A 25,616-nucleotide genomic window follows, 5' to 3' on the forward strand; every position below is an offset into this window, starting at 1 on the left:
TTTGGAAAAAAAAATATTTTATTTTTACCTTTGTCCTTCCAAAAAATCCTAGATGAAGGGAGGTAAGGAATTATGATCATTATCAGAGTAAAAGAAGGAGAATCAGTTGATCGCGCCCTGCGCCGATATAAGAAAAAGTTCGAAAAGACAGGCATTCTGAAAGAAGTACGTAGTCGTATGTTCTATCGTAAGCCATCTGCCGACAAAAAGGAATCGATGAAAAAGGCTGTGAACCGTCAGCGTCATTACGCTAATGAAAACTACTAAGTCTTTTTCTTCCTATAGAAAAAACGCTCAGCTAAGTTTTAGCTGAGCGTTTTTTTATGTAATAAAAAGAGAAGCTCCTGTTACTATTCTCCTTTAAATTCTGTATATTATTTTTAGAAACGCTTCTTTGTGCATGCTAGATCAGATCTTTTATTCCTATCTAAAGGTTGAGAAACAATACTCAATTCATACGCTTGAGGCCTATCAAGGCGATCTGGCTACTCTCGAGGAATTTCTCAATCGTGAAGAAGAAATATCCTGTTTCGATGAGACCGAAGTTAAAACGGTACATCACCGCATGCTAAGAGCATGGATGGGCGAGTTATTTGAAAGTGGCCTGTCAGCCCGATCTGTTGCCAGAAAAATTTCCTCTGTTAAAACCTATTTCAACTTTCTCCAGAGAAATGAAAAGGTATCAAACAATCCAGCGGCCCGCATAAAAGTTCCCAAATTCGATAAAAAGTTGCCCGCTTTTCTCAAGGAAAGTGAGACAGAGAATCTTTTTGAACTCATCAAATTCGATGATGATTTCGAAGGTATCAGAGATAAATGTATGCTGGAACTTCTCTATGGTTGTGGCCTGAGAAGATCTGAGTTATTGGGACTAAAGCTGGCGGACCTGGATTTTTATAATATGCAGGTTTTGATTCGAGGTAAAGGCAATAAAGAACGAATTCTTCCTTTTGGGAAGCATGTAAAAGCTAGCCTGGAAGCATACATGCAGATGGCTGAAGACGAAGGTTTCCCTTTGGAGGATGTCTTTTTCAGAAAGAAAGATGGTGCTCCTATTTATTCAGGCCTGATCTACAGAAGGGTCAAAAAGTATCTGGGACAGGTTAGTTCCCTTGCCCAGAAAAGTCCACATGTGCTCAGGCATACATTTGCTACTCATTTGCTTGACAATGGGGCTGATCTAAACGCCATCAAGGAACTATTGGGTCATAGCAGTCTGGCATCCACGCAGGTCTATACCCACAATAGTATAAAGAAACTTCAACGTGTATATCAACAGGCTCATCCAAGAGCCTCTAACCATAAAGATGATAGCATATGAAAATCACCATTAATTCCGTACACTTCAGCGCAGCTGATCGTTTGAGAAATTACATTGAGAAAAGGATGAATAAACTCGACCGTTTCTTCGACCGGGTGGTAGATGCCCGGGTAAACCTCAAACTACAGCAAGAGGTGAAAGGAGCTAATAAATCTGTGGAAATTGCTCTTCATGTCCCTGGCAACACCTTAATCGCCCAAGTCCAAAGCAGCTCCTTTGAGCAAGCTACCAATCAAGCTATCGAAAAAATTAAAACTCAGCTGAAAAAGCACAAAGAGAAGTTGGAAGCCCGGTGAGCTTCCGCTTAAAAAGAATTAAGCCCTCCTATTCAGGAGGGCTTTTTTTATGGAAATGACTAAAGTCACTATTCTTTATGATCGCGGACATCTGCTTTCGGCCTATCCACCTTTACATTTGAGGTATAATCAATTAACACATTATCCTCATGATAGATACACTAAAAGCTCCCAGCACCCTTGTCCAGAAAAAAGAGAATAAAACTCTGTGGACCAAATACCTTGACTATTGCTTAGCTCAGGAGCCCAGAAGATTTATGTGGACAGCAGTAGCACTTATGTTGCCTTGTATTCTGATTCCCCTTTCTCTTTATAGCGCGGCAGGCTTTAGCTGGTTTCCTTACCTGGTAATTGGTTTTGGTTTACTTTTTTTCGCAAACCTGGTAAGTAATCTCGTAGAAATTGATACGCGTTTTACCATATCTCTTTTCTTCGGATCCAGCTTTATATTCCTGGCAACGCCCCTGATTTTACTTTTCCTCTAAGAAAAATAACGAAAATCGTGGTTGTTCTTGATGTTTTGAAGCGTATGGTAGATAAGCTTGATTACCGCTTCTACATCTGATTTATGTGCCATCTCAACCGTAGTATGCATATACCGAAGAGGCAATGAAATCAAGGCAGAAGGAACTCCCATATTAGAATATGCAAAGGCATCTGTATCGGTCCCTGTTGATCGTGAAGATGCCTCTCTTTGAAATTCAATTTTTTGTTCGCGTGCAGTATCCTGAATCAGGCGAAGCAGATTGTTATGCACTGCAGGCCCTACAGTCATGGCCGGCCCTTTGCCTGCTTTCACATCTCCCCTTGTGATCTTGTCAATCATAGGAGTAGAAGTATCATGGGTAACATCCGTAACAATGGCTACATCTGGCTGGATTCTTTCGGCTATCATTTGTGCCCCCCTCAAACCAATTTCTTCCTGAACTGCATTTACGATATAAAGCCCAAATGGAAGTTTCACTTTGTTTTCTTTTAAGAGGCGAGCGACCTCAGCAATCATAAACCCTCCCATACGATTGTCTAAAGCTCTTCCCATGAAGAAGTTCTTGTTGAGAACTTCAAATTCATCCTGATAGGTAATCACACAGCCGACATGAACTCCCAGGGCTTCAACTTCCTTTTTACTGGTACAGCCACAATCCAGGAAAATATTTTTGAGGGTAGGATTTTGCTCTTTATCTCCTCTACGGGTATGTATAGCAGGCCAACCAAATACGGCAGGTACAATTCCCTTTTCTGTATGAATGTTTACCCTTTTCGAAGGAGCAATTTGATGATCTGATCCTCCGTTTCGGATCACATAAATCATCCCGCTTTCAGAAATGTAGTTTACAAACCATGCGATCTCATCTGCATGTGCTTCAATAACAACTTTATATTTCGCTTTAGGGTTGACAACTCCATAAACGCTCCCATAGGCATCAACTTGATAGTCGTCGATATAAGGTTTTATGTAATCCAGCCATAGTTTTTGGCCGCTGGATTCAAAACCTGTGGGGGAAGCATTATTTATATAAGAAGTAAGGAATTTAAGCGAAGATTTTTTAATGATAGTTTTGCTTGCCATATCTGATTGATAATAAGGCACAAAGGTAGAAAATATTATGAATTCCTTTAATAGAATAAATTAATTGATTACAGTTTAAATAGGTATTTAATTTTTAGAGTGGGTAATTTGGGAATTGTATGGCAGCAGACATACCCAAATCACTATAAATAGGATTTTTGTCATATAAATTAAGAAAGATGGAAGTCAAGAAAAGTTTTAACGATTTAATCTCAAGCGAAGAACCTGTATTGGTAGACTTTTTTGCTACCTGGTGTGGCCCTTGTAAGGCAATGAATCCGGTTGTTAAGGAATTGGCGCAGGAAGTTTCCGGTAAGGCAAGAGTTATCAAAATAGATATCGACAAGAACCAGCAAGCAGCTATGCAATATGGGGTTCAAGCAGTACCTACCTTTATGATTTTCAAAAAAGGAGAAATTGTCTGGAGGCACACTGGGGGCACCTCATTGAGCAATTTAAAGCAGGCGGTAAGCCAATTCGCTTAGGCTAATAGACCTTCTCATTAGCTGAAGTCCAGACACCCCAGATTCGGTTATAGGCATGCAGTTTTTCTGTATCCTCCCCCTTGGGTGTCTGGATTTTATTTCCCTGATTGACCCATTCAAAAATTCCTCCATACAGATTGCGGACATTTAGATATCCGGCTTCTTTTAGTTGATGCCCAATCTTCTCACTCCTGTATCCTACCGAACAATACACAAGAATTTTTTTCTCCCTGGGAATATTCTCCAACTTTCCTATGTCAAATGCATCGTAGCCGATCCAGATAGCACCGGGTATATGACTTACTTCATATTCTTCTTTGCTTCTAGTATCATACACAAGCATACTATCCAGAGAGGTGTGAGCATCCGCTACACTTATCTCCTCTATTTCATGAGAAAGCAGCCCATCAAGTAAGAACTTGTAGAGGGGACTTTTTATGTTTGAATCTGAAGATATTTTCACTAATACGAGAAGAAAAATGGGAATAAATAATAAGAAAACGAACCGTAAGAACCTTCTATTCATTGTGTCGAAGATATTAGGCATTTAATCGAAATGCATACAATTATAAAGTAAATCTTAGTAAATAGCGCCTCAAATTAAACATAAGTTTTTGTTTAGGGTTTTGATCTCATCAACTCAATTAGAAAATGAAACAATCCTTATTTATAAGAAGAGCATTGGTATCAGGAGTAATCGCTGTTTTGATCCTCTTAGCTGGTAGCTCTTTGGGAGATTATTTTGGAAGCAGAAAATCCCCCGTACGGCAAATGTCGATCAAAGAAAGCCTTAAGTCTGTGAAAGTTAATCAAGTAGAATATAAAAGTCGAGAACTTTCGCTGAATGGATTAGGGAAAGTAGTCTCCGAAAATGCCATTGACCTTATTACAGAAATCCAGGGGGTCATCAAACCCGGTTCGGTTTATCTAAAAAGAGGCCAGCGTTTTTCCAGAGGACAGGTTTTGTTTAAAGTTGATGATACGGAAGCTCGACTCACTCTCTCCTCTCAAAAAAGTAATTTCCTGACTGCAATTGCAGGAATTCTTCCAGACCTGAAAGTAGATTATAATTCTGAGTTTGGAAAATGGCAATCCTATCTGGATAGTATAGATGTTGAAAAGGCCTTGCCGCCTTTACCTGAAATCAGCAATGCAAAAGAGAAGGTTTTTCTTTCCACCAAAAACATCCTCAATCAATATTACAGCATCAGGAGTGCAGAAGAAAGAATCTCGAAATATGTAATTCGGGCTCCTTTTAGCGGTTCTTATCAGGATGTGTTTCTGGAAGTAGGTTCTGTAGTAAATCCTGGAAATCGGGTCGCAAGAATAGCCAAAAGCAATCGTCTTGAGCTGGAAGTTCCTTTCAAAACTGAGGATATAGAATTCCTCAAATATGGGACTAAAGTTACGGTAAAAGCGGAAGATGAAGGCAGCAACTGGCAGGGAAGAATCAGTCGAATAGGCTCCTCATTAGACCCTACTACTCAATCTCTCAATGTTTATATCCAGTTCAATCCCGGTAGCACCAAAATTTACGAGGGTCAGTATTTACGGGTAGATGTCCCCATTACCCGAACAAAAGCAGTAATGGAAATCCCACGCAATGCTGTTTTAAATAGAAATGAGGTCTATGTGGTGGTAGACAGTGTATTGAAAGTAAAGCCTATTCAGGTTGAAAAAGTGAATAAAGAAACCCTATTCTTCTCCGGCCTGGATAAAGGTGCCTATGTAGTCGTTGAGCCTTTACTTAGTGCCAGTGAAGATATGCCCGTGAAAATGAATTTAATGAGCAATTAATACAGGACAGGAATTTTATGGAAAGATTAATTGCATACCTCACCAAGTACTCAATTTGGTCCAATGGGATCATCCTAATTGTACTCATGCTCGGAGGCTTTAGTATTTTCAATATTAAAAAAGCCTTCTTCCCAGAAGTAGACCCCAATACCATTTCTGTCACCGTTGTTTATCCGGGCGCGTCTCCGGAAGAAATGGAAGAAGGAGTAGTTATCAAGGTTGAAGAGGCCTTGAAAAGTATTCAGGGAATAGAAGAAATCAATAGTAAAGCTTCTGAAAATACGGCCAGTATCAGTGTTTCTGTGAAAAATGGCTATGAGTCAGAAATCGTTCTTACTGATGTAAAGAATGCAGTTGACCGGATCAACTCATTCCCCGAAAGCGCAGAACGACCTATCGTAATAAATGCGAAGCCCAGGGAAACGGCTATTTCACTCATCCTGGTAGGAGATCTGGATTTGATGAATCTGAAGAAGTATGCCGAAACCATGCGCTATGATCTATTGGCTTCCGGTATTATCTCAGAAGTAACTACCAGTGGTTATCCTACACGGGAAATCGCTATTGAAGTACCAGAAGAAACCCTGATTCGTTATGGCATGACCTTCGATCAGGTGGCAAATGCGGTTCGTTTAAATAACCGGGATATTTCTTCAGGATCTATTAAAACCGAAAATGAAGAAATCCTGATTCGATCCCGTGCAAAACAATACGATCCCAAAGGCCTGGGAGAAATCATTGTACGAACGAATACAGATGGGAGCATTCTCCGCCTGTCGGATATAGCCTCTATCAAGGCACAATTCTCAGAAGTTCCCAATAAGCGATATTTCAATGGGAAGCCCGCAGTTACGATCAACGTAATCAAGTTTCCCGAAGAAAATATCCTGACTATTACGGATTATGTTCGGGCCTATGCGGAAGAATTTAATGATGCCAACCAAAGTGTAGAAGCTGTTATTCTGGACAATCGCGCTGATTATCTCAATAAGCGTCTTGATATTCTGACCAATAATGGCTTGACAGGATTGATTCTTGTGCTGGTCTTCCTGGGTCTGTTCCTGAACCTTCGTTTATCCTTCTGGGTCGCCTTTGGTATTCCCTTCTCTTTTCTGGGAATGCTCTTTATCGCTGATTATGTGGGAGTAACCATCAATATCATGTCTCTTTTTGGGATGATTCTGGTGATTGGGATATTGGTGGATGATGGTATAGTGGTAGGCGAAAACATCTATGCACATTTTGAGAAAGGGAAATCTCCTTTCCGATCGGCAGTAGATGGGACCATGGAGGTAATGGGATCAGTATTTACCGGAGTAAGTACAACTATCCTTTCTTTTTCTCTCTTCTTTTTCTTTGAAGGGCGTTTTGGCGCAATTGTAAAAGAAATGGCGGTTGTGGTTATTCTCTGTCTGATTTTCTCCCTGATAGAATGTTACTTTGTCCTTCCTGCTCACCTGGCCCATTCAGGAGCCCTGGATAAGAAAGAACCCAGCCGTTTCAGAAAAGCCCTCGACAAAGGTTTTTCCTATTTGCGGGATAATTTATATGGAAAGGTATTGGCGAATATGATTCGTTACCGCTATCCGGTTCTGGCTGCAGCATTGGCCATGACTTTGATTGTTACCGGCCTTGTGCAGGGTAATTATATTAGCAGTACTTTCTTCCCTCCTATTTCTTTTTCAGATAATATGGATGCTGCGGTTGTATTAAAGCCCGGTACCCGAGAAAATATAACTGAAGGGATCCTAAAAAGGATTGAGCAATCTGCCTATGATGTTGAAGATGAATTACAGGCAGAAAGAGGGACTGAAAAAAGTTTCCTCCTTGCTACCCGGGTAGATGTAGGTACTTCCGGAAGTGCAAGATCAGGTATTAATTCTGGCAGTCATTTGGGTAATGTTCGTATTACCCTTGCTCCTCAGGAAGAAACGGGAGTAAGCAAGTCTAAATATGCCGCTTTGATGCGTCAGAAGCTTGGCCCTATGCCTGAGGTTGAGCAGCTCACAATCGGAGATAGAAGAGCCTTTGGAAAAGCGGTTTCTCTGAGTTTGAAAAGCAGGGATTCCAAAGAGTTGGAATTGGCCAAACTAGAAACCAAGTCCTACCTCAAGACGCTTGCAGACCTGAGAGATATTACAGATAATAATATACCGGGCAATAGAGAAATCAACCTTAAACTTAAACCACAGGCTTACTTATTGGGCCTTACCCATAATGATATCACCCGCCAGATTAGGCAAGGTTTCTTTGGAGAAGAGGCTCAGAGGTTGCAAATCGGGCAGGATGAGGTCCGGGTTTGGGTACGCTATCCTCGTTCTGGAAGAAGAAGTCTGGGAGATATGGATGCTATCAAAATCCGTACTGCTGCAGGTCAGGAATACCCGCTCACCGAACTGGTCGAATACGATACAAAAAGAGGGGTAATTGATATTGTCCATCTCAATGGAGCAAGAGAAGTTCGGGTAGAAGCAGATCTGGCTGATCAATCGACACCGGTTGCTCCCATCCTGACTGGCCTTCAGGAGGATTTCGTCCCAAAACTTAGAGAAAAATACAGTACGCTTCAGGTAAGTTTCGAAGGTCAGAGTCGCCGGGGAGCAGAATTTGGGGCATCTTTAGGTATAGTAGCTCCTTTCTTCCTTGTCGGAATGGTTTTGCTTATCGCTTTGGGAACCATGTCATTCTCCCAGTCTATCCTAATTATTTCTATGATTCCTCTTGGATTGATTGGAGCAGTAATCGGACACGGTCTGGAAGGCAAGCCGGTTTCTATTTTGAGTTCCTATGGCATGCTGGCCCTGGCTGGTGTAATTGTAAATGATGCCGTTGTATTCATCGACAAATTTAACCGCTTCCTGAGAGGAGGCCATAGCTTAGCGAGTGCTATCTTTTATGCTGGGAAATCCAGATTTAGACCAATTATACTTACCTCTCTTACGACAGTGGTAGGGCTTTTCCCTCTGATTCGAGACACCAGTCAAACCGCTCAGTTTTTGATCCCTATGGCCATATCTGTAGCCTATGGAGTAATGTTGGGAACGGCCTTTATCCTGACCATCTTCCCCTCCTTACTCGCGGTAGCAAATGATGTGCGGATCGTCTGGGGTTGGTTAAAAGAATTGCTTTGGCATGGAAGACAAAATATACCTCTCCGTGAACTGGTGGAACCAGCAATTAGAAGAGAGAAAAAACTGGAGAAGATCCTTTAATTAGCAAGAGAAATGATAGAAGTAATGAGTAGGAGAATCCTGATAGTAGCTATTTTTTGCCTTTCCTTTTGCGGAGCATTTGGGCAAAATTCCATTAGCCTGCAAGATGCGATCAATCTCACCCTGGAAAATAATTACGGGATCAGGATATCAGCATTGGATCAGGAAATAGCTCGAAATAATAATAATTGGGGAGCTGCCGGAAGATTACCCAGACTAGATCTAAACGTAAATGGTAGCCGGTTCCAATCGGGCAATCCCGGTTCTTTTGTTCCCCAAAGGACCAATCTGGGAGTAAGCCCTTCTTTGAACTGGACCTTATTTGATGGCTATAGAATTGAAGCCAATAAAGCCCGATTGGAGGAATTGGAAAAGCTGAGTTATGGAAACGCGGCTATTATCATTGAAAATAATTTACAAGCCGTAATTCTGGCCTATTATCAAGGCCTGCTGGCACAAGAGCAGTTGGAAGTTCTGCAGGAAGTATTGAAAAATTCGAGGGAAAGGTTAGAATACGAATCCTTTAAAACGGAAATCGGTACCTCCGGAAGCTTTGACCTCCTGCAATTCAAAAATGCACTCCTCACTGACTCGGCCAATGTACTGAGCCAGGAAGTGGTTTTGAAAAATAGTTTACGGAACCTGAAACTCATCATGGGAGTTGAGATGGAAACAGAAGTCATCCTCAGAGATCCTTTGCAGGAAAACTTCCCTCCTATCGATTGGGACCCTTTGCTGGAGAAAATGCTATCTGATAATAATAACCTCAGGAATCAATACATCAACAATAACATCCTGAGGGAAGATATCCGAATTGCAAGAGCCAATCGCTATCCCACCATTTCCATGAATGCCGGAACCACTTTTTCTACCGGACAATTACAACTGATCAATAGAGATCCCAATACTGCGGAAACCATGCCTTTCGTAACCAGAAATGTTACTGCTTTCGATTTTTCTGCTGGTATTACCATAGCTTTTAATCTCTACAATGGCGGCAATACCCGACGTCTGATTGAGAATGCCCGCATCAATGAAAGGATAGGAAAACTTCAGCAGGAGGACCTTGAACGCTCTCTGGAAAATGATCTTATCATTACGTTTGATCAGTATCAATCGAGGAGAGAACTGCTCTTGATCCAATTGGCTAGCGTGGAAAATAGCCGACAAAGCCTGGAAATGAGCAAAGATCGCTTCCAAAATGGATTGATCAACTCCCTCGACTACAGAAATATTCAACTGCAATACCTCAATGCTCAGTTCGCTAAGTTTCAGGCACTGAGGAACTTAAAAGAATCCGAAACAGAACTTCTTAGGCTAAGTGGAGCTTTACTGCGAGAGTAAAATAATTTATGCCAAAGGGATTTGGCATTTATCTTTCGGAAGATTACTTTTGCTCCACATTCCAACCCTGCCCGAGTGGTGGAATTGGTAGACACGTTGGACTTAAAATCCAATGGCTATTGCAGCCGTGCCGGTTCGAGTCCGGCCTCGGGTACGTAAGATGTAGAGCCGCCAGTAAAATCCCCGAGATTTGCTGGCGGTTTCTTTTTTACAAGAATTCTCCTGCCGCTCCCTATTTCTAAGCCATTAAAAAGTCGTGAATCCTTTCCATGAGTTTTGAAAGCTCATAAGCAAGTCGTGCTAGCCTAAAATTATAAGCTCTCCTGCAAATCTGTCCATTTCTGCAAAAGCCAGTCATACTTTCGGGTAATTAACTGATAACGAAACACATAGAAAACACTTTAACCTAAAACCAACTCATACATGAAAACTTTTACCTTCACACTCCTTTCCTTTTTCTTATTTAGCCTCCACCCACCCACTCTATATGCTCAATGTAGTATTGAGGTAGGTGCTGCCGGAAATACAGAGATTTGCGAGGGTGATTCCGTCCTCCTCGAAGCAACTAATGGCTTTCTCAGCTATGAATGGAATACAGAAGATACAAGCAGGCTGATATGGGCAAGTGATCCGGGATGGTATATTATTGAGGCAACAGACGATACTGGCTGTGTGGCTGTCGATAGTATTCAGATTATTGTAAATGAGCCTCCCATTCTGGAAATCGGTGCGGATCCAGCAGACAGAGAAATATGCATAGGAGATTCTATTTTACTGGAAGCGTCCAATGGATTTCTAAGCTATGCCTGGAATACCTCAGATACGGCTAGAGTTATTTACGTTTCGCCGGAAGAAACTGTAGAGATTGTCCTGGAAGCATTGGACGAAAATGCTTGTGAGGCAAGGGCAAGGATAGAGATTATTGTAGAAAATTGTAATGGAGCAGATGATTGCGAATTGGAAATCGAAACGGATGATGATGATCCCCTTATTTGTCAGGGAGATTCTCTGGTGCTTGAGCCTAATGCCGGTTTTAATAGCTATAGTTGGAATACGGGAGACAGTACGAGAATTATTTGGGCTTCTGACTCCGGCTTATATGTAGTAACTGCTATGGGAGATAGTGGTTGTGTTGCTATGGACAGCATATTTCTGGAAGTAGTTGAACCCATTGCCCTCACAATAAATAGTGATCCTGATCCGGCAGAAATTTGTGTAGGAGGAGAAATCACCCTGGAAATCCCCGATGGATTTGATGAGATATTCTGGAGTACAGAAGATGATGATGAAAGTATAAGTCTGACGCTGGAAGAAAGCCGGCTGATTGTGGTAGAAGCTATAGATGAAAATGGCTGTGATGCACGTGCTGAGATTGAAATAATGGTGGACACTTCCTGCACGGCTACTTCTATAGACAGGGACTTTCAAGAAAATCTCCCTTACATCATTGGGCCCAATCCAGTCAAAGATATTCTGGGCATCACTTATACAGGTATTACAGGAGTTCAAACAGAGTTCAGCTTATTGAACCTCAAAGGCCAGCTCGTCCAAAGCTGGGAGAAGCAAAGCCTTTATCCACAAACCCGCATACAATTAGACCTGCATAAACATAGTCCCTCTATTTATTTCCTTGAAATTAAAGAGGGCGATAAACTTGCCAGATTAAAACTTTTGATCCATTAACTCTCAATACTTATCGGATGTTGCCCATAGATCTTTGATCTATGGGCTTTTCATTTGATAAAAAATGATACGCGCTTATTCATTGAGACTTTTTAAAACTTAAAGTGCTTATATCTTGTTAGCTTAAAAATTGAATCAAACTTCCCTGCATGAAAACATCTACTTACCCTAATTTAATTCTCCTGAGTCTATTCCTTTTTATTTATTCAGGAACACAATCACAAGCTTACAAATTCTTTGAGTATCCGGAAGGTAAAAATGCCCGGGTATATGCATTGGACAATTTTGAAGAAGAAGAACCCTTTCTTTTGGCTTTTCAATTTGAATCCCATTTAGATTTTCTATTTCTGGATCAGGAAATGGATCTCAAGCGAAAAGTACAAAGCGAGGATTTGCCCTCCCGGTATTGGGGTCGGGAAATTCAGAGCATCATGAATAGCGAAAAGGAAGTTTTGGTCTTCCTTGATGCTGGCACGCGAAAGAACTCATATCGAAGCCTGCTGTATCGTTTCAACAAAGATACAGGTAGCTACAAAGATGAAGAAGTCCTTGATCTGCCGGAGGAAATCATTGCCATGCTCGAGAAAGAAAAAGTTAAACTCCTAAAGGTTTTTCAATATGGAGATCGTTTTTACAAGATTTGGGTAGATGTCAAGCGTTCTCAATTGCATATATTTTATTATGAATTGGGAGAAAACCGAATTGCCCAATTTGAAAGCCTGAATATTCCTCAGGCCGGTCTGGGTAAGCTTCTCGGAAAACGAAAAGTAATTCCTACTCCTGTTATAACTCATCCCGAAGATGCTTCCGTCATAAGCAATGCTAAACAGGAAAAGATCTATGCTTTTGGAGAAGAATTGTTATTAACGATTGAAAACTTCGAAACGGGCCATACGGAAATCATTGCCATTAATACAGAGAGCTGGGATTTGACTGTCGAATTTTATCCCATTGCCAATTATCAACCTGAGGATGAGGTAAAACAATTCAATTCTTATATCTATGGCGGTCATTTATTCCAGGTTTATGCTAATTCCGAGGGATTAACATTGACCAAAAGAAGCTTTGATAATGGAGAGTTGATCATAGAAAGGAGCTGGGATGATCGAAGTAGTTTTTACGAGGATTTTCAGTTTAGGCGAAAACGACAGTTTGTCTCGGGCAGAATGAACGAGAACGAAGATCCGAAGCTTTGGCGTCAATTCGAACGCTCCCTGGCCGTGGTTATTCAAGAGGAAGGAGATTATGAACGTCTGATCATCGGTTCTCATCGATACATGAAGCAGAAGGACAGAGATGTCGTAAACACCCTCGGAGCTATTGCTTCAGTAGCTGCTGAAACAGGTGCAGGGGTATGGATCGGTGGAAATGGAGCCGCCAATGTGTTTATAGATCCTTTTACTCCTATCAACATGGTAATCGATGCTGTTTACTATTTTAGCGAAGGACGGATTTTTCAGGGAGATACGTATTTCAATTCAGAAACTTTTGCTGTTGCACCCGAAGGTGTCGAGACGGGAAAATGGGACAGAATCCTAAAAAGAGTCAATGATGAGGAAATGGAAAACAATGTCCGGAGTATCAGTTTGTTTGAATTCAATCAGAAAGTCTACTATGGCTATTGGCGGAAGAAGAAGTATTATTTACTAGAAATGTGATTCGAAGAGTTAAACAGCCTGTTATTGCGAGCCGGAATCTCCGGCGAAGCAATCTCCTTGAATCTAATAATTATTTGTAGTTAAGGAGATTGCTTCACCCTCTGTAAAGCCTCGCAATAACTAAGGCTATATTTAGAAATGAATCTTTATAAAAAACAAAAGCGGGAAGCCTATCTACTGATAAGTTTCCCGCTTCACTATATCATCACCGTAGTGATCACATAGCGTCAAGCTACTGTTCGAGGCATCCGCTTGGCCGGAGCTTTACGGAATCATGTCTGACGGTCCCTTGTCCAAGGTGAATTCCGAAGAATTCGCGACTGCCCTACTTTCTGACCTTTCTGAGTATACCATCGATCTAATCATTTGTTTCGATTTCCTTTCCGAAGAAATTCTTTCGATTTGACCTGAATTCGAATCGCCAGTTTCCGGTTACCTTCCTGCATGCTTCCTGTTGCCATTCCACTTGCTTTCTGGTCTCTTTCCGCTTGCGCTTCTCATTCCAAACCCGTAAGCTTTGACCTATGTCCGATTTGCATGTCGAATTGCTTCTCCATACGCTTCAAGTTGTGATTGGATACGTATTGCTACGATTGTTCTATGAACGTCCTTCCACATACTCAGTTTGCCAAGCAAAAGCTATTTACAATCGATGGGTGATCCGAAGATCTCCTTCGTTTGAAACGGTCTAACTTAGTTGGCTTGCGCCGCCCTTGTTTTCCCAACTCCGTAGAGTTCGCCTTTGGCTTTTTTCTGGTTAGCTCCTAAGAGCTTTCCATCGAACTACTTTCAAAAAACTCGATCCCGAAAGATCTTTTCTCTTGAGAGTAAGGCTTTGAAAATCTGCCCTTTATCTCTCACTTGATGAATCTAATTTCCTCTTTTATTCCAATACATGCAAATTATTTTGCATGAACTTATAAACAAGTTTTTCACAAATTAACATTTTATCCACATGGCTTTTCCACATTGTGGATAAGCCTGAGTAAAATCCATGATTCCTGATTGTCAGGCACTTATTCGATTTTGGTAGATTGCCAATTGAGGAGCAGCCAACGCTTCTTTTTTTTCACATATACAGCCGTATAGCGCAAACGAATATCAAATGAACCGCCCTGGTACTTTCCCGCAACCTTTAATACTCCCCGACTCATGGCTGTTCTTTTTCGAAAAAGGATCTTTCTTCCTTCTTCTGCCTGCATGTTTTCATATCGGATTCTTCCGGAAGCTACATTCTGCAGGAAAGCTTGTTTATCCTCTACATAGGCATTTGAATGAATAAACATCACATCCGCGTCCAGAATTTTGGCAAGCAGCAAGGTATCTTGTTCCATTTGAGCGCGGAAACGACTATCCTCTAATTCAATCAGGTTTTGCCCGAATATTCCTCCACAAAAAAGGAGATATAAAAAGAGGGTAAAGCTATATCGTATCATACATCATTTTTTTATAGGATAAAGTGGGCTTAAGACCGAAGTCCTCGAACCTTTGTATGCAAATCCAAAAGCTATTGAAAATGGTCCCTTTAGCTCTTCGTCTATCTTAATTTTCACCTTTTTAACCAGACTTCTTTGGGCAGGAATTTTTTGAGGGAATAGCGCGAACTCCAAATTCCCATCGAAAAGGATTTCTTTTTCCCCAAAAATCATATAGCGGAACTCAAGAGGGAGCTCGCTTTTTCCGGGGATAATATCATGTTCATAAGGATTATAAAGCTTCAGCCGGATTTCTTTCTCTGACTGACTCTCCATATCTATTTCAGCATCCATAAGGCTAAGCTCCAGTTTTTGAGCGATTTGAAGGCTATCTACTTTCAGTGCATGAATCTTTTTCCCTCCAGCTAACTGTATTTCTTTACAATCCTCGCATTCTCCAACGAATAAGACCTCTTGATTATGTAGTTCTTTCTCATGCGTCCATAGATCATATTGATTTCTGCGATAGCTATGGTCTGTATAGGTAAAGGCAGGAATATTGAAATAGAAATGATATTTAGAAGAAGAGCGATAACTATTTTGAAAAAACAAAGGCACTCCCCCACTCTTTTCTTTTAAATCCACCATCCACGACAATTCCTGCATAGCGGGCCTGATTTTACTCAGGCCTGGAAGCATAGCAATCCGAAGTAGCAAACATAAGAATAGGCTTAGGCCTCCGCCTATATAAAGGAATTTTCGAAAGGTTTCATTTCGACTACTCAATTCATAGCCTAAAAAGATAAAAGGGATGCACAATACTACGGTCCATTGGGGTTCGGGATGTCCATTGAAACTATTGAGGAAGAAAAAGACGAATACTGCAGGTATGAGAAAAAAGAGGAATCGGTAAAAAGCTGTATTTCGTTTAAACTTTCTATAATAAATCAAGAGTAAGGGAAGGAGGAAAGGGCCAAAGGTATATACTTGCCCCAAAAAGAAATTGAGTTGATGGTCTATGCTATAGGCATCATTTCTTCCAGCCAGATGGTACTGAAAAGAGGGGAAGGTTTCAGCATATTGCCAGTAGAAATGCGGGAGAAAAAGTAAAATGCCGAAAATCGATGCGAGGTAAAAATTCTTTTGCCTCAAAAGCTGAAGATTTGCCAATACTGACATCCCAATTATCAGAATGCCATGGTACTTGCTGTATAAGAGTAAGGCCATACTCGCTCCCCAAAAGAGTGCATGGAGGATATTGGGTTTCTTCAGAAATCTCTGATAGGTCCAAAAGAATAGAACTGTAAAAAATAATAGCGGCACATCCGGCGTCATCACAAATCCATAGGCCTGAAACATAGGAAAAGCCAGTGCTAACAAAATGAAAGCAAGTAGATGCTTACTTTCTCTGGGACTTCCCAACATTCGCCAAATCATCCAAAGCGAAAACAGCTGTAATAAGGGTGCCCATAATCGTACCCCTATCGATCCTGGCAATAGACTACTCCCTGTCCGAATCAACAAAGCCACAAATGGCGGATGATCAAAATATCCCCAGGCCAAATCCCGGGAGTACATCCAATAATAGGCTTCATCCGGATCAAGTTCCGTAAAAATGCCTTGCAGTACATTTATCAGGAGAATCAGCCCAAAGGCTATCAGCAGTAAAATGGGAAACTTTTCTTTTCTCATTTGCTTCCAACAAGAGAATTTGCTGGCAATTTGAGAAAAGAAAAGTTTCAGAAAAAGTCTTAACGAAAGCTCTTTATCTCTTGAGCTCGAAAAATACTCCTACAGAATAAGAAGGTTGGGCCAAAACCAGCTCTCCTCTAAAGGCACTTGCGATGGTTGCTGAGATCCCTACATTGCCTTGCACTTTATAAGTAGCCTCTACAGAGTAACTGGTGTATTCTATATTATTGGCGAAAATCGAGGTACTATTGGCACCTACCGAAGAGTCCCCATTTCTGAAAGAAGAAATACCATACAGACGACCGATGAGCCAGAGTTTGCTATTAGCCAGTGAGATCCCTCCTTCTATTCCATAATGAAATTCATCCGAGAATCCATTGGAGCGATTGTTGAAACCGAGGTAGGCATTTCCATAAGCTTTCCCAAAGCTTTTGCCAGCATCCAGTTTTATCAATTGATTGAATTCGCCGTCTCCCGTTTGGAGGTTGTTCTGGCTTCCCCCTATCTGTATTCCCAAAGGAACTCCCAATAAGATTGTCGCTGCTACAGCTACTGGAGCTCCTCTTTTCGTCAGACCGATCTTTATGCCGACATCCGTATCTCCAAATGAATTGATGGCATCACCGGGAACCAGTACTTCTCCTGTCGTTCCTGAAACGAGATTATTATTAAATGCCCTGCTAAAGAAAGGCATATACAATACGCCTGTAATCCGATCTGTGAACCCATATTCACCATAAAAGCTGGTGTTGAAAATTCCGGTAGTAACATTGGGATCGATCAATCCCTGATCCGTATAGTGCTGGTCTGCTACGATCCACCACTGAGAAAGCTTGAAATATCCTTCTGCCTTCAATTGCGGCCATCCTCCACCTGCAAACATTTTTGGCAGGGAGAACAGAAACAAGCCCGTTATGAGTATTGCTGTTTTTTTCATTGTCTTCAGATTCTTAGTTATCAAAAGCACCGTCTCCCACTTTTACATTGAAAGGTTTACAGAAATACAAAACGTACTCATAGTCATTCAAGCCTACTTCATTCCCTAAATTATAGGAATGTTCTCCTTCAAAGATCGTTACTTCGCCTATTTCATAGGCTCCTGATGTGGTACTGGGGTTATTGGTAAGATAGACATACAAGCCTGGCAGATTTGAACTGGCCTTCCAATCATCACCAATCGCAAGGACCATATCCCCTTCCACCTCAGATAAGGAAAAACTCCCTTCCAGGGTATAAAAACTGGTGGTTTCTATGGTACCTGTTCTTTCGGTAACGGCAGCGGTAGTTTGTTCGCCTACCTGAATCAGCAATTCATCACTGATCATTTCTCCCTCCACTTCAACTTCGGCTTTCAGAAAAGCTTCTCCTGTCATCAGGCCTTTGGCAAGTCCATCCGAATTGACTTCAATAATGGTCGGGGCAGAAGATGTCCAATTGACATTCTGAATCGGTTCCTCTCTCCCGATATTATTGAGGTAGCTCAATTGAAATTGATAGGTACTATCAAAGGCAATGGTATCAATGGGATTGATGATCCGCAGCATAGGATCAACTTCATCATCAATGATATCATCTCCGATACAGGAAGTCAAGACAAGGGGAATCCACAATAAATGGATCAATAAGTCAGAAAGTCTAATTTTCTGATACATAGTTTTTTGGTTTGTTGGCAAAGAGCAAATAGCTATAAAGAAATTTGCGATGGCAAGTTCGTTTTCCTGATGACCGGATTCATCACAAAATGATAACATTTTATCATAGCTTCTGTTAGAATTGGAGAATTCGAAAAAAAAATGTGAATTTTTGTCACAGCCTCAAAGAAACTGTGTCTAAATTGTAAGCGGCTATCGGCTAGCTGACGCTTTGAAATCATGTCTCTGGCGAAATTGCCGTCTATTAGAAATAAAACACCATGCTGCTAAGCACTTCATTACAACAACAAATACAGGAAAGACTCAATAGAGTCCGAAATCATACAGAATATATCTGTGCTCCCCTTAAACCAGAGGATACGGTCGTTCAACCGATTGTTGATGTAAGTCCTCCTAAATGGCATCTGGGTCATACTACCTGGTTTTTTGAGGCCTTTGTCCTTGAACCTAATTTACCCGGATACCAGATTTTTCATCCCAAATATGCTTACCTCTTTAACAGTTATTATGAAGGGGCAGGAGAAAGGGTCGAAAGAGTTTATCGGGGAAACATGACTCGTCCCTCTTTAGGAGAAATTCTGGAATACAGAAAACATGTTACCCAACATCTCAATGATTATCTCAGTGGTCCTTATGCCAAAACAGAGGAAATATATAGGGTTATTGAGCTGGGTATGCAGCATGAGCAGCAACACCAGGAATTGCTGCTGTATGATATCAAATACATTTTAGGACACAATCCGCTATTTCCTGTTTATCGGGAGAAAATCCCTACAAATGGACAAGCAAATGATCCTATTGGGGAGGCCAGGTTTCTCAAAGTAGAAGCTGGAATCTATGAAGTGGGATATGAAGGACCGGGCTTCCATTTCGACAATGAAGAATGTGTCCATAAAGTTTATGTGGAAGATTTTGAGATCATGGACCGACTTATTACCCATGGAGAGTTTTTGGAATTTGTAGAAGCCGGGGGATATAAGGACTATCGCCATTGGTTGATGGAAGGATGGGCCTGGGTAAATGAACATAAAAAAGACATGCCTTTCTATTGGTTTAAAGTAGATGGTAAATGGAAGCATGTTACGCTACATGGCCTCCAGGATATTGATTGGGATTTACCCATGACACACATCAGCTATTATGAAGCCAATGCCTTTGCAAACTGGAAAGGCATGCGCCTGCCTACCGAATTCCAGTGGGAAATAGCCTGTAATACTTTTAGCCCGGAAATCCCGGAAGCGGCAAATTTCGTAGAATCAGAGCAGTATGGTCCGTCCAGAAGAAAAGCTGGAAATCATCAGTTCTATGGAGATGTATGGGAATGGACGCAAAGTGCGTATTTGCCTTATCCCAGATATAAAGCTCCAGAAGGAACCCTGGGAGAATACAATGGGAAGTTTATGGTAAATCAAATGGTCCTGAAAGGAGGATCTTGTGCCACTCCCAGAGACCATATCCGTTCGAGTTATCGCAACTTCTTCCATCCCCATTTGCAGTGGTTATTCAATGGGTTCAGATTGGTCAAATAAATTATCAAGAAGACAATAGTATATAAGGTATAAATGGCTATTTCATAAAAACAACAATAGCCGTATAAATCATTCCCAAACAATGTTTGTTTCGTTATGTTAAATGAGACCCTACTTCAGACACAGTTCGCTCAAGATGTAATTTCAGGTCTTTCAGCAAAACCTAAACATCTCTCTTCCAAATATTTTTATGATGCAGCCGGTAGCGAGATCTTCCGTCAGATCATGCGGATGGATGCTTATTATCTCACAGACTCAGAATTTGAGATTTTTGATCAGCAAAAAGAAGATTTGCTGCGCGCTTTTTTAGCGCCCGGAGGTCCTTTTTCTTTGGTTGAATTTGGAGCAGGAGATGGATTAAAAACACAAATCCTGCTGAAGCATTTTTTAGAAAGTGGAGTTGACTTCTCTTATTGGCCCATAGATATATCCGCAGACGCCTTAGGCAAACTTGAGGCAGAACTGGCAGCCAAATGGCCGGAACTCAATGTAGAGGGTTATCCCTATGAATATTTTGAAGCCATGCGGCGAATGAACCTCGATGAAGGCAATCGAAAAGTTGTATTCTTTCTCGGTTCAAATATTGGGAATTTCACCATTCCTCAGTCGATCAAATTTTTGGGTAAAATTGCTGCTGAACTCAATGAAGATGATCTGGTAATGATTGGTTTCGATCAGAAAAAAGATCCGGATGTCATTTTGAATGCCTACAATGATCCCGAAGGCATTACCCGGGAATTTAATCTCAATTTACTGAGAAGAATGAATCGGGAACTGGGAGCTGATTTCGATCTGAATAAATGGAAACACGCTCCCAATTATGATCCGCAAAGTGGAGAGACCAAAAGTTATCTTTTGAGTAAAGAAAATCAGACCGTACACTTCAGAGATCTGGGTAGAAGCTTTAGTTTCGGAGCCTGGGAACCTATTTGGCTGGAACTTTCTCAAAAATACGACCTGGACCTTATTCATCATTTGGCTGAGAAGTCCGGTTTTGAAGTCGTAGAGAACTTTTACGATAGCAAAGGGTACTATCTCAATTCTTTATGGAGATTGGCTTAAACGCAGTATTGTAGTACGTAGGTGTTGTAGTGTGTAAGTAAAACAAGCAGACTATAACACTAAAACACTCGCACACTTATCTTTCGTTTTCCCCAAAAAAGAAACCGCCCCTTTATTTCTAAAGGGAGCGGTCCAAACCCAAACAAACACCATGAAAAAACTTATTATGCTCTACAGGACTTTCGTCCTACGAGGGGTCTGCAAGCTTTAAGGTAAGTCGCTTATCGACTTGACTTTGTTCCTGAAATAGGTAACATTCTTGCTTTCCCTAAGATGAGGAAACTCTGCTAGTAAATCCTCCACCTCTGTCTCCGACAGCTTCTTACTAGCTCCCGTGTAATTATTCTTAATCGTCCACTTTCCCTCAAATTTTCTGATACAATACATGGTGTTGTTTTGTCTTTTTTCAGAATCACGAGTGTAACACACTCACGTTGTATATGATTACAAATAGTTTGCCGAAAAGAAGGAGGGATGCCATTAAATAACCGAACAGTCAATTCCACAGTATGAATGGTAAAATGCGATACCTGAATTCTCCAATTTCAAGTATAGACGGATTTTGATATTCATATATATTATAATCGATGGACGAAATTATTAAGAAAAGGGTATTTTTTGGCAGCCAACTTAGTTCTAAGCGTCCATTAAGTTCAACTTTGATTTACTTTCCATAAACTCAGGGATATTTGAAGGCATTTGTAAGAGAATGGGCTTTTTGGCCGGATCAAGCCATTTGATCAAATCCTGAATGTTTCCCTTGTCCATTGCGGTACATCCTGCCGTTCCCGAATCATTCTTTCTCCATACATGTAGGAAAATACAGGAACCCTTTCCTGCTTCTGCCTCTGGTGAATTATGCGCCACAAATACGCCCCATTCATAAAGATCATCCTTCCTCAGCATATGGTCAGTGCTATTCCAATCCGGGTTTTCCTCTCCCTCATCTATAATCTGGTTATAATAATTGCTATTCCCATCCTCTATACACATAGTGCTTGACACGACCTGTATATAAGGCATGTTTACCCAATTGGGCGCTTCGCTGTATCCAAAAGCCGAACCTAATTGAAATATACCTGCAGGAGATCGTTTATCTCCTTCCTTTTTTATAGGTCCCTCAGCATCGCTAAAGGTCTCATTTCCCTTTCCCCAGGCCATCCCTGATTTACCAACTACAATTGGCCAGGCTTTGCCGACTTCTTCCCAGCCTTCTCCCGACCATTCATAGCGACTCATCTGGCCCTCCACAGCATCCCAATGAGCTACGCTCACCACAACGAGCTGTTGAGATTCCGGTTTTTCCATTTGGCTCATTTGAGATTGAGCTTCGACTTCATTTGGGACCTCTTCTTTAGGTTTGGATTCTGAGCAAGCAAAAAACAAGGGAATGATTACCGAAAAATATAGGATGTGTTTTCGCATAGATTTATTTTTGCACATTATTAGAACACAAGAACTAATATACCAGTCTTATACCAGAGCTACCTATTGCTCTAACATTTAATCTAAGCTTGCAATGAAAAAAATACTCCTACCTCTCTTTATCCTGGCGACTTTGCTAGGTATTGGCTTCCTATTTATGGGAAACCTGGAAAGTGATGAAAATAGTGAAAGACCGGAATATGCACTCGCCATACATGGAGGCGCAGGTGCGATGAGTCGTGATCTTATGACCGACGAAATGGAAGTTCAATATCGGGCAGGGTTGGAAGCGGCTTTACAGAAAGGAGAAGAAATCCTCAAGAATGGAGGAACAGCTATGGATGCAGTAGAAGCCACTATTCACATCCTGGAAGACAATCCCCTCTTTAATGCAGGAAAAGGTGCAGTATTTACCCATGAAGAAACTGTTGAACTGGATGCTTCCTTTATGGATGGAAAAACTGGAAATGCAGGAGCAGTTGCAGGCATAAAAACTATTAAGCATCCTATTTCAGCAGCCAGAATGGTTATGGACAGTTCTGTACATGTAATGATGGCAGGAGAAGGAGCGGATAAATTTGCCAGTTCCTATGGTCTTGAGATGGTAGAGAATACGTATTTCCATACTGAAAGAAGGCTAAAGCAAGTACAGGAAAAGAAAGCGGGTGAAGAACCCAAGGTTTTGAAAAAGCATGGAACCGTAGGTTGCGTAGCTTTAGATAAAGAGGGTAATCTAGCTGCCGGGACCTCTACTGGAGGAATGACCAATAAAAGATACGGTCGAGTGGGAGACGCACCTATCATAGGAGCAGGGACTTATGCCAATAATGAAAGTTGTGCTGTCTCCTGTACAGGACATGGCGAATACTTTATTCGTAATGTTGTGGCCTATGATGTTTCGGCCCTTATGCAGTATGGAAATAAAAGCCTGCAAGAAGCCGGAGATCATATTATCCATGAAAAATTGGTGAAGCAAAATGCCTCAGGTGGCTTGATTTCTCTGGATAAAGATGGAAATATCCATATGCCCTTTAACTCTGCAGGTATGTTCAGAGGATTTATTAAATCAGATGGCAGCAGTGGTATAGCTATCTATGATGATGAATTTTAGCCCCCTAATTATATACCCTATAAGCCCTCAAAAAATTTAAAGAATGATACAAGAATTTAAGAAAGTAGCTGTCATAGGTGCCGGTACAATGGGAAATGGCATCGTTCACGTTTTTGCTCAACATGGATATGATGTTAATCTTATTGATATCAGTCAGTCTGCCATAGATAAAGGAATGGCTTCCATTGGAAAAAACATGGACCGCCAAATCAAAAAAGAGCTAATTACTGAAAGTGAGAAAGAGCAGGCTTTAGCCAGAATTAAGACCCATACCCAGCTCAAGGATGCTGTATTAGACAGGAATCTGGTGATAGAGGCTGCAACCGAAAACATGAATCTGAAGCTTTCCATATTTAAAGAGCTTGCGGAATCCAGCCCTGCGAATTGTATTCTTGCCAGTAATACCTCTTCTATTTCGATCACGAAAATTGCCGCAATCACCGGAAGAAGTGATAAAGTCATCGGCATGCACTTTATGAATCCAGTTCCGGTAATGAAGCTGGTGGAAGTTATTAATGGATATGATACTTCTGCAGAAGTAACAAAAGCTATATTGGAGCTTTCAGAGGATCTGGGGAAAGTCCCGGTTTCGGTCAATGACTATCCGGGATTTGTTGCAAATCGGATTTTGATGCCCATGATCAATGAGGCGGTCTATACGCTCTTTGAAGGAGTAGCTGGAGTAGAGGAAATTGATACAGTGATGAAATTGGGAATGGCACATCCTATGGGGCCCCTTCAATTGGCTGATTTCATTGGGCTTGATGTATGTCTGGCGATTCTGAAAGTATTGCAGGAAGGCTTTGGTAATCCAAAGTATGCCCCCTGCCCTCTTTTGGTAAATATGGTAACTGCAGGCCATCTGGGTAGAAAGTCAGGAAAAGGCTTTTACGACTACTCGGCCTAAGACAGATATAAAGAATTATTTTTTTTCCTCTCCATTCAGGATCTGATTCTGACGGGAGAGGTTTTTTATTTCAACTATTCGGACAGAATATTACACCGTTGGGGAAAATATTGATACAATTATTTGTACTATTTCCCCATTGCATATTACATTTGTATCATCAGTTCGGATGTAGACACTATAGCCTCTGCGCTTTCTCCCGAACTATACCCCCCCTATATAGCTTCGTTTTCTCGTATTGCCTACTCAATTTCTAACATCAGGTACTTACTATAAAACAAGCAAATGTTCAAAAAACTTACTCTTTCTACCACCCTCCTGGCTTCCATCCTTTCTTTCAATACTTCTTCTCTCTCTGCCCAGCTCCCCCTTTATGTTAATATGGGTAGCACCTCTACCTGCGGCAACTTCGACCGCGGAGTTGATCTCGTCGGTGATTATGCTCCCGGAGATCATGCCTTCGTTTCCGGTAACAACCTACAGGTCTATGCGCCAGCCTCTCACATGAATCAGCCTCGCCCCGATGCCTGTATGTATGGCTCTGAGCTCTTCGCTGAAGGAGATTCAGATTTGGCCTTGAACTATTGTTCCCTTACTCCCAATGAAGATATGCTCCTCACCCTTCACTTTGAGGAAATATATGCAGGTATACAAGCTGCTGGTGTTCGTCAGTTTGATATCGTCATCCAGGGTACTACCGTCCTCTCCAATTTTGACATCTGGGCCGAAGCCGATGCCCTCAATGGAGGAAATGGAGGAAACAACATCCCGGTAGACAAAACTTTCTCTGTTACAGCAGACGCTTCTGGATGTCTCGAAGTAGTACTCAAGGACATCGGCATGAACAACCCCAAAATCAACGGAATTTCTCTTGAAGCGGCTAGCGCTTTCCCGGTTGAATTTCTCTCCTTCAATGCAAAAACAAATGTACAGAATGGAGTAGACCTCTTTTGGGAAACTGCCTCCGAACTCAATAATGCAGGTTTCCAGGTACAGTACAGTACCGATGGAAACAACTATACAAATGCAGCTTTTGTAGAAGGAGTCGGCAACAGCCAGAACATCGAAAGCTATCAATTTTCTCTCCCGCAAATGGAAGCCGGAAGCTACATCTTCCGTCTCAAGCAGATCGACATCGACGGTGCTTTTGCCTACAGCCAAAGCGTAGAAGTTGCTGTCGAAGAGCCGGGATCTTTTACACTGGGTCAGGTGTATCCTAATCCCGCTACATCATATGCTTCTGTAGAACTAAAGATCAACCAGACTCAGAAGATCAGCGCGCAACTGCTTGATTTGCAGGGAAGAGTGATTGATACTCCTTTCGAAGGAACTATCAGAGAAAACACCCTGCTAAACATCGAACTCGATATCGAGAATCAGCCGGCTGGACTCTATCTCCTCAGAATCAAAGGAACAAAAGGATCAATCACCCAGAAGTTCTTTAAGAAATAGGGAAT

Annotated in this window: 22 protein-coding genes and 1 tRNA gene; 16 read left to right on the plus strand and 7 right to left on the minus strand. The window is 41.5% G+C overall.

The features are described 5' to 3' along the window. Window positions 1-72: 72 nt before the first annotated feature. From rpsU to R8P61_12655, 4 genes are all read left to right on the plus strand, one after another. A complete protein-coding gene (gene rpsU, locus R8P61_12640) occupies window positions 73-267 on the plus strand; it encodes a 30S ribosomal protein S21 (protein MDW3647907.1) in 195 nt (64 codons plus the stop codon). Between the two features lie 133 nt (window positions 268-400). Then, entirely contained in the window at window positions 401-1,321 is a 921-nt protein-coding gene (locus R8P61_12645; protein ID MDW3647908.1) for a tyrosine recombinase XerC, read from the plus strand. Further along, window positions 1,318-1,617, plus strand: a complete 300-nt coding sequence (gene raiA, locus R8P61_12650) for a ribosome-associated translation inhibitor RaiA (protein MDW3647909.1) — start codon at window positions 1,318-1,320, stop codon at window positions 1,615-1,617. Before R8P61_12645 ends, raiA begins: the two co-directional genes overlap by 4 nt. Window positions 1,618-1,766: 149 nt before the next feature. Then, a complete protein-coding gene (locus R8P61_12655) occupies window positions 1,767-2,102 on the plus strand; it encodes a hypothetical protein (protein MDW3647910.1) in 336 nt (111 codons plus the stop codon). Here R8P61_12655 and R8P61_12660 read toward each other — a convergent pair. After that, window positions 2,099-3,187, minus strand: a complete 1,089-nt coding sequence (locus R8P61_12660) for a M42 family metallopeptidase (GenBank protein ID MDW3647911.1) — start codon at window positions 3,185-3,187, stop codon at window positions 2,099-2,101. The two genes, R8P61_12655 and R8P61_12660, sit on opposite strands and share 4 nt — an antisense overlap. Before the next feature lie 179 nt (window positions 3,188-3,366). Here R8P61_12660 and trxA point away from each other — a divergent pair, with 179 nt between their 5' ends. Then, a complete protein-coding gene (trxA, locus tag R8P61_12665) occupies window positions 3,367-3,672 on the plus strand; it encodes a thioredoxin (GenBank protein ID MDW3647912.1) in 306 nt (101 codons plus the stop codon). 1 nt (window position 3,673) lies between these two features. Here trxA and R8P61_12670 read toward each other — a convergent pair whose 3' ends face one another. Continuing rightward, on the minus strand, window positions 3,674-4,135 hold the full coding sequence (locus R8P61_12670; GenBank protein ID MDW3647913.1) for a rhodanese-like domain-containing protein: 462 nt from the start codon (window positions 4,133-4,135) through the stop codon (window positions 3,674-3,676). A gap of 188 nt (window positions 4,136-4,323) precedes the next feature. Between R8P61_12670 and R8P61_12675 the strand changes: the two genes are divergently transcribed. The 6 genes from R8P61_12675 to R8P61_12700 all read left to right on the plus strand — a co-directional run bounded on the left by R8P61_12675 (window position 4,324) and on the right by R8P61_12700 (window position 13,366). Continuing rightward, the gene (locus R8P61_12675; GenBank protein ID MDW3647914.1) at window positions 4,324-5,469 is read left to right on the plus strand and encodes an efflux RND transporter periplasmic adaptor subunit; all 1,146 of its coding nucleotides are present in this window, start codon (window positions 4,324-4,326) and stop codon (window positions 5,467-5,469) included. 17 nt (window positions 5,470-5,486) lie between these two features. Then, window positions 5,487-8,681 carry an efflux RND transporter permease subunit gene (locus R8P61_12680; protein MDW3647915.1) on the plus strand — a complete coding sequence of 1,065 codons (3,195 nt, stop codon included), beginning with the start codon at window positions 5,487-5,489 and terminating at the stop codon, window positions 8,679-8,681. Between the two features lie 24 nt (window positions 8,682-8,705). Then, complete coding sequence (locus R8P61_12685; GenBank protein ID MDW3647916.1) at window positions 8,706-10,025, plus strand: TolC family protein; 1,320 nt, start codon at window positions 8,706-8,708, stop codon at window positions 10,023-10,025. A 69-nt stretch (window positions 10,026-10,094) separates the two neighbouring features. Then, window positions 10,095-10,179: transfer RNA gene (locus tag R8P61_12690), tRNA-Leu, on the plus strand. A 269-nt stretch (window positions 10,180-10,448) separates the two neighbouring features. Further along, window positions 10,449-11,708: a T9SS type A sorting domain-containing protein gene (locus tag R8P61_12695; protein MDW3647917.1), complete on the plus strand. Its 1,260-nt coding sequence runs from the start codon at window positions 10,449-10,451 to the stop codon at window positions 11,706-11,708. A gap of 149 nt (window positions 11,709-11,857) precedes the next feature. After that, complete coding sequence (locus R8P61_12700) at window positions 11,858-13,366, plus strand: hypothetical protein (GenBank protein MDW3647918.1); 1,509 nt, start codon at window positions 11,858-11,860, stop codon at window positions 13,364-13,366. A gap of 1,016 nt (window positions 13,367-14,382) precedes the next feature. Here the strand turns inward: R8P61_12700 and R8P61_12705 are convergent. The 4 genes from R8P61_12705 to R8P61_12720 form a co-directional block, all read right to left on the minus strand. Further along, window positions 14,383-14,802 carry a nuclear transport factor 2 family protein gene (locus R8P61_12705; GenBank protein ID MDW3647919.1) on the minus strand — a complete coding sequence of 140 codons (420 nt, stop codon included), beginning with the start codon at window positions 14,800-14,802 and terminating at the stop codon, window positions 14,383-14,385. A 3-nt stretch (window positions 14,803-14,805) separates the two neighbouring features. Continuing rightward, the gene (locus R8P61_12710) at window positions 14,806-16,473 is read right to left on the minus strand and encodes a glycosyltransferase family 39 protein (protein ID MDW3647920.1); all 1,668 of its coding nucleotides are present in this window, start codon (window positions 16,471-16,473) and stop codon (window positions 14,806-14,808) included. Window positions 16,474-16,546: 73 nt separating this feature from the next. After that, window positions 16,547-17,410 (minus strand): hypothetical protein, encoded by an 864-nt coding sequence (locus R8P61_12715; protein MDW3647921.1) that lies wholly within the window; start codon window positions 17,408-17,410, stop codon window positions 16,547-16,549. Window positions 17,411-17,423: 13 nt separating this feature from the next. Beyond that, complete coding sequence (locus R8P61_12720) at window positions 17,424-18,125, minus strand: hypothetical protein (GenBank protein MDW3647922.1); 702 nt, start codon at window positions 18,123-18,125, stop codon at window positions 17,424-17,426. Window positions 18,126-18,385: 260 nt separating this feature from the next. On the opposite strand from R8P61_12720, the gene egtB reads away from it, so the two are divergent. Next, window positions 18,386-19,654 carry an ergothioneine biosynthesis protein EgtB gene (egtB, locus tag R8P61_12725; protein MDW3647923.1) on the plus strand — a complete coding sequence of 423 codons (1,269 nt, stop codon included), beginning with the start codon at window positions 18,386-18,388 and terminating at the stop codon, window positions 19,652-19,654. A 96-nt stretch (window positions 19,655-19,750) separates the two neighbouring features. Beyond that, a complete protein-coding gene (locus R8P61_12730) occupies window positions 19,751-20,716 on the plus strand; it encodes an L-histidine N(alpha)-methyltransferase (GenBank protein ID MDW3647924.1) in 966 nt (321 codons plus the stop codon). 636 nt (window positions 20,717-21,352) lie between these two features. Here the strand turns inward: R8P61_12730 and R8P61_12735 are convergent. Next, complete coding sequence (locus R8P61_12735) at window positions 21,353-22,141, minus strand: L,D-transpeptidase family protein (protein ID MDW3647925.1); 789 nt, start codon at window positions 22,139-22,141, stop codon at window positions 21,353-21,355. Between the two features lie 94 nt (window positions 22,142-22,235). On the opposite strand from R8P61_12735, the gene R8P61_12740 reads away from it, so the two are divergent. The 3 genes from R8P61_12740 to R8P61_12750 all read left to right on the plus strand — a co-directional run bounded on the left by R8P61_12740 (window position 22,236) and on the right by R8P61_12750 (window position 25,611). Beyond that, window positions 22,236-23,252, plus strand: a complete 1,017-nt coding sequence (locus R8P61_12740) for an isoaspartyl peptidase/L-asparaginase (protein ID MDW3647926.1) — start codon at window positions 22,236-22,238, stop codon at window positions 23,250-23,252. 43 nt (window positions 23,253-23,295) lie between these two features. Further along, complete coding sequence (locus R8P61_12745; GenBank protein MDW3647927.1) at window positions 23,296-24,159, plus strand: 3-hydroxybutyryl-CoA dehydrogenase; 864 nt, start codon at window positions 23,296-23,298, stop codon at window positions 24,157-24,159. 285 nt (window positions 24,160-24,444) lie between these two features. Then, window positions 24,445-25,611 carry a malectin domain-containing carbohydrate-binding protein gene (locus tag R8P61_12750; GenBank protein ID MDW3647928.1) on the plus strand — a complete coding sequence of 389 codons (1,167 nt, stop codon included), beginning with the start codon at window positions 24,445-24,447 and terminating at the stop codon, window positions 25,609-25,611. Window positions 25,612-25,616 lie beyond the last annotated feature (5 nt).

Source organism: Bacteroidia bacterium, from assembly GCA_033391075.1.
GTDB lineage: Bacteria > Bacteroidota > Bacteroidia > J057 > J057 > JAWPMV01.

Coding starts and splice junctions, on each gene's coding strand:
- rpsU (MDW3647907.1), top strand. CDS start 73: ATGATCATTATCAGAGTAAAAGAAGGAGAATCAGTTGATCGCGCCCTG.
- R8P61_12645 (MDW3647908.1), top strand. CDS start 401: ATGCTAGATCAGATCTTTTATTCCTATCTAAAGGTTGAGAAACAATAC.
- raiA (MDW3647909.1), top strand. CDS start 1,318: ATGAAAATCACCATTAATTCCGTACACTTCAGCGCAGCTGATCGTTTG.
- R8P61_12655 (MDW3647910.1), top strand. CDS start 1,767: ATGATAGATACACTAAAAGCTCCCAGCACCCTTGTCCAGAAAAAAGAG.
- R8P61_12660 (MDW3647911.1), bottom strand. CDS start 3,187: ATGGCAAGCAAAACTATCATTAAAAAATCTTCGCTTAAATTCCTTACT.
- trxA (MDW3647912.1), top strand. CDS start 3,367: ATGGAAGTCAAGAAAAGTTTTAACGATTTAATCTCAAGCGAAGAACCT.
- R8P61_12675 (MDW3647914.1), top strand. CDS start 4,324: ATGAAACAATCCTTATTTATAAGAAGAGCATTGGTATCAGGAGTAATC.
- R8P61_12680 (MDW3647915.1), top strand. CDS start 5,487: ATGGAAAGATTAATTGCATACCTCACCAAGTACTCAATTTGGTCCAAT.
- R8P61_12685 (MDW3647916.1), top strand. CDS start 8,706: ATGAGTAGGAGAATCCTGATAGTAGCTATTTTTTGCCTTTCCTTTTGC.
- R8P61_12695 (MDW3647917.1), top strand. CDS start 10,449: ATGAAAACTTTTACCTTCACACTCCTTTCCTTTTTCTTATTTAGCCTC.
- R8P61_12700 (MDW3647918.1), top strand. CDS start 11,858: ATGAAAACATCTACTTACCCTAATTTAATTCTCCTGAGTCTATTCCTT.
- R8P61_12705 (MDW3647919.1), bottom strand. CDS start 14,802: ATGATACGATATAGCTTTACCCTCTTTTTATATCTCCTTTTTTGTGGA.
- R8P61_12710 (MDW3647920.1), bottom strand. CDS start 16,473: ATGAGAAAAGAAAAGTTTCCCATTTTACTGCTGATAGCCTTTGGGCTG.
- R8P61_12715 (MDW3647921.1), bottom strand. CDS start 17,410: ATGAAAAAAACAGCAATACTCATAACGGGCTTGTTTCTGTTCTCCCTG.
- R8P61_12720 (MDW3647922.1), bottom strand. CDS start 18,125: ATGTATCAGAAAATTAGACTTTCTGACTTATTGATCCATTTATTGTGG.
- egtB (MDW3647923.1), top strand. CDS start 18,386: ATGCTGCTAAGCACTTCATTACAACAACAAATACAGGAAAGACTCAAT.
- R8P61_12730 (MDW3647924.1), top strand. CDS start 19,751: ATGTTAAATGAGACCCTACTTCAGACACAGTTCGCTCAAGATGTAATT.
- R8P61_12735 (MDW3647925.1), bottom strand. CDS start 22,141: ATGCGAAAACACATCCTATATTTTTCGGTAATCATTCCCTTGTTTTTT.
- R8P61_12740 (MDW3647926.1), top strand. CDS start 22,236: ATGAAAAAAATACTCCTACCTCTCTTTATCCTGGCGACTTTGCTAGGT.
- R8P61_12745 (MDW3647927.1), top strand. CDS start 23,296: ATGATACAAGAATTTAAGAAAGTAGCTGTCATAGGTGCCGGTACAATG.
- R8P61_12750 (MDW3647928.1), top strand. CDS start 24,445: ATGTTCAAAAAACTTACTCTTTCTACCACCCTCCTGGCTTCCATCCTT.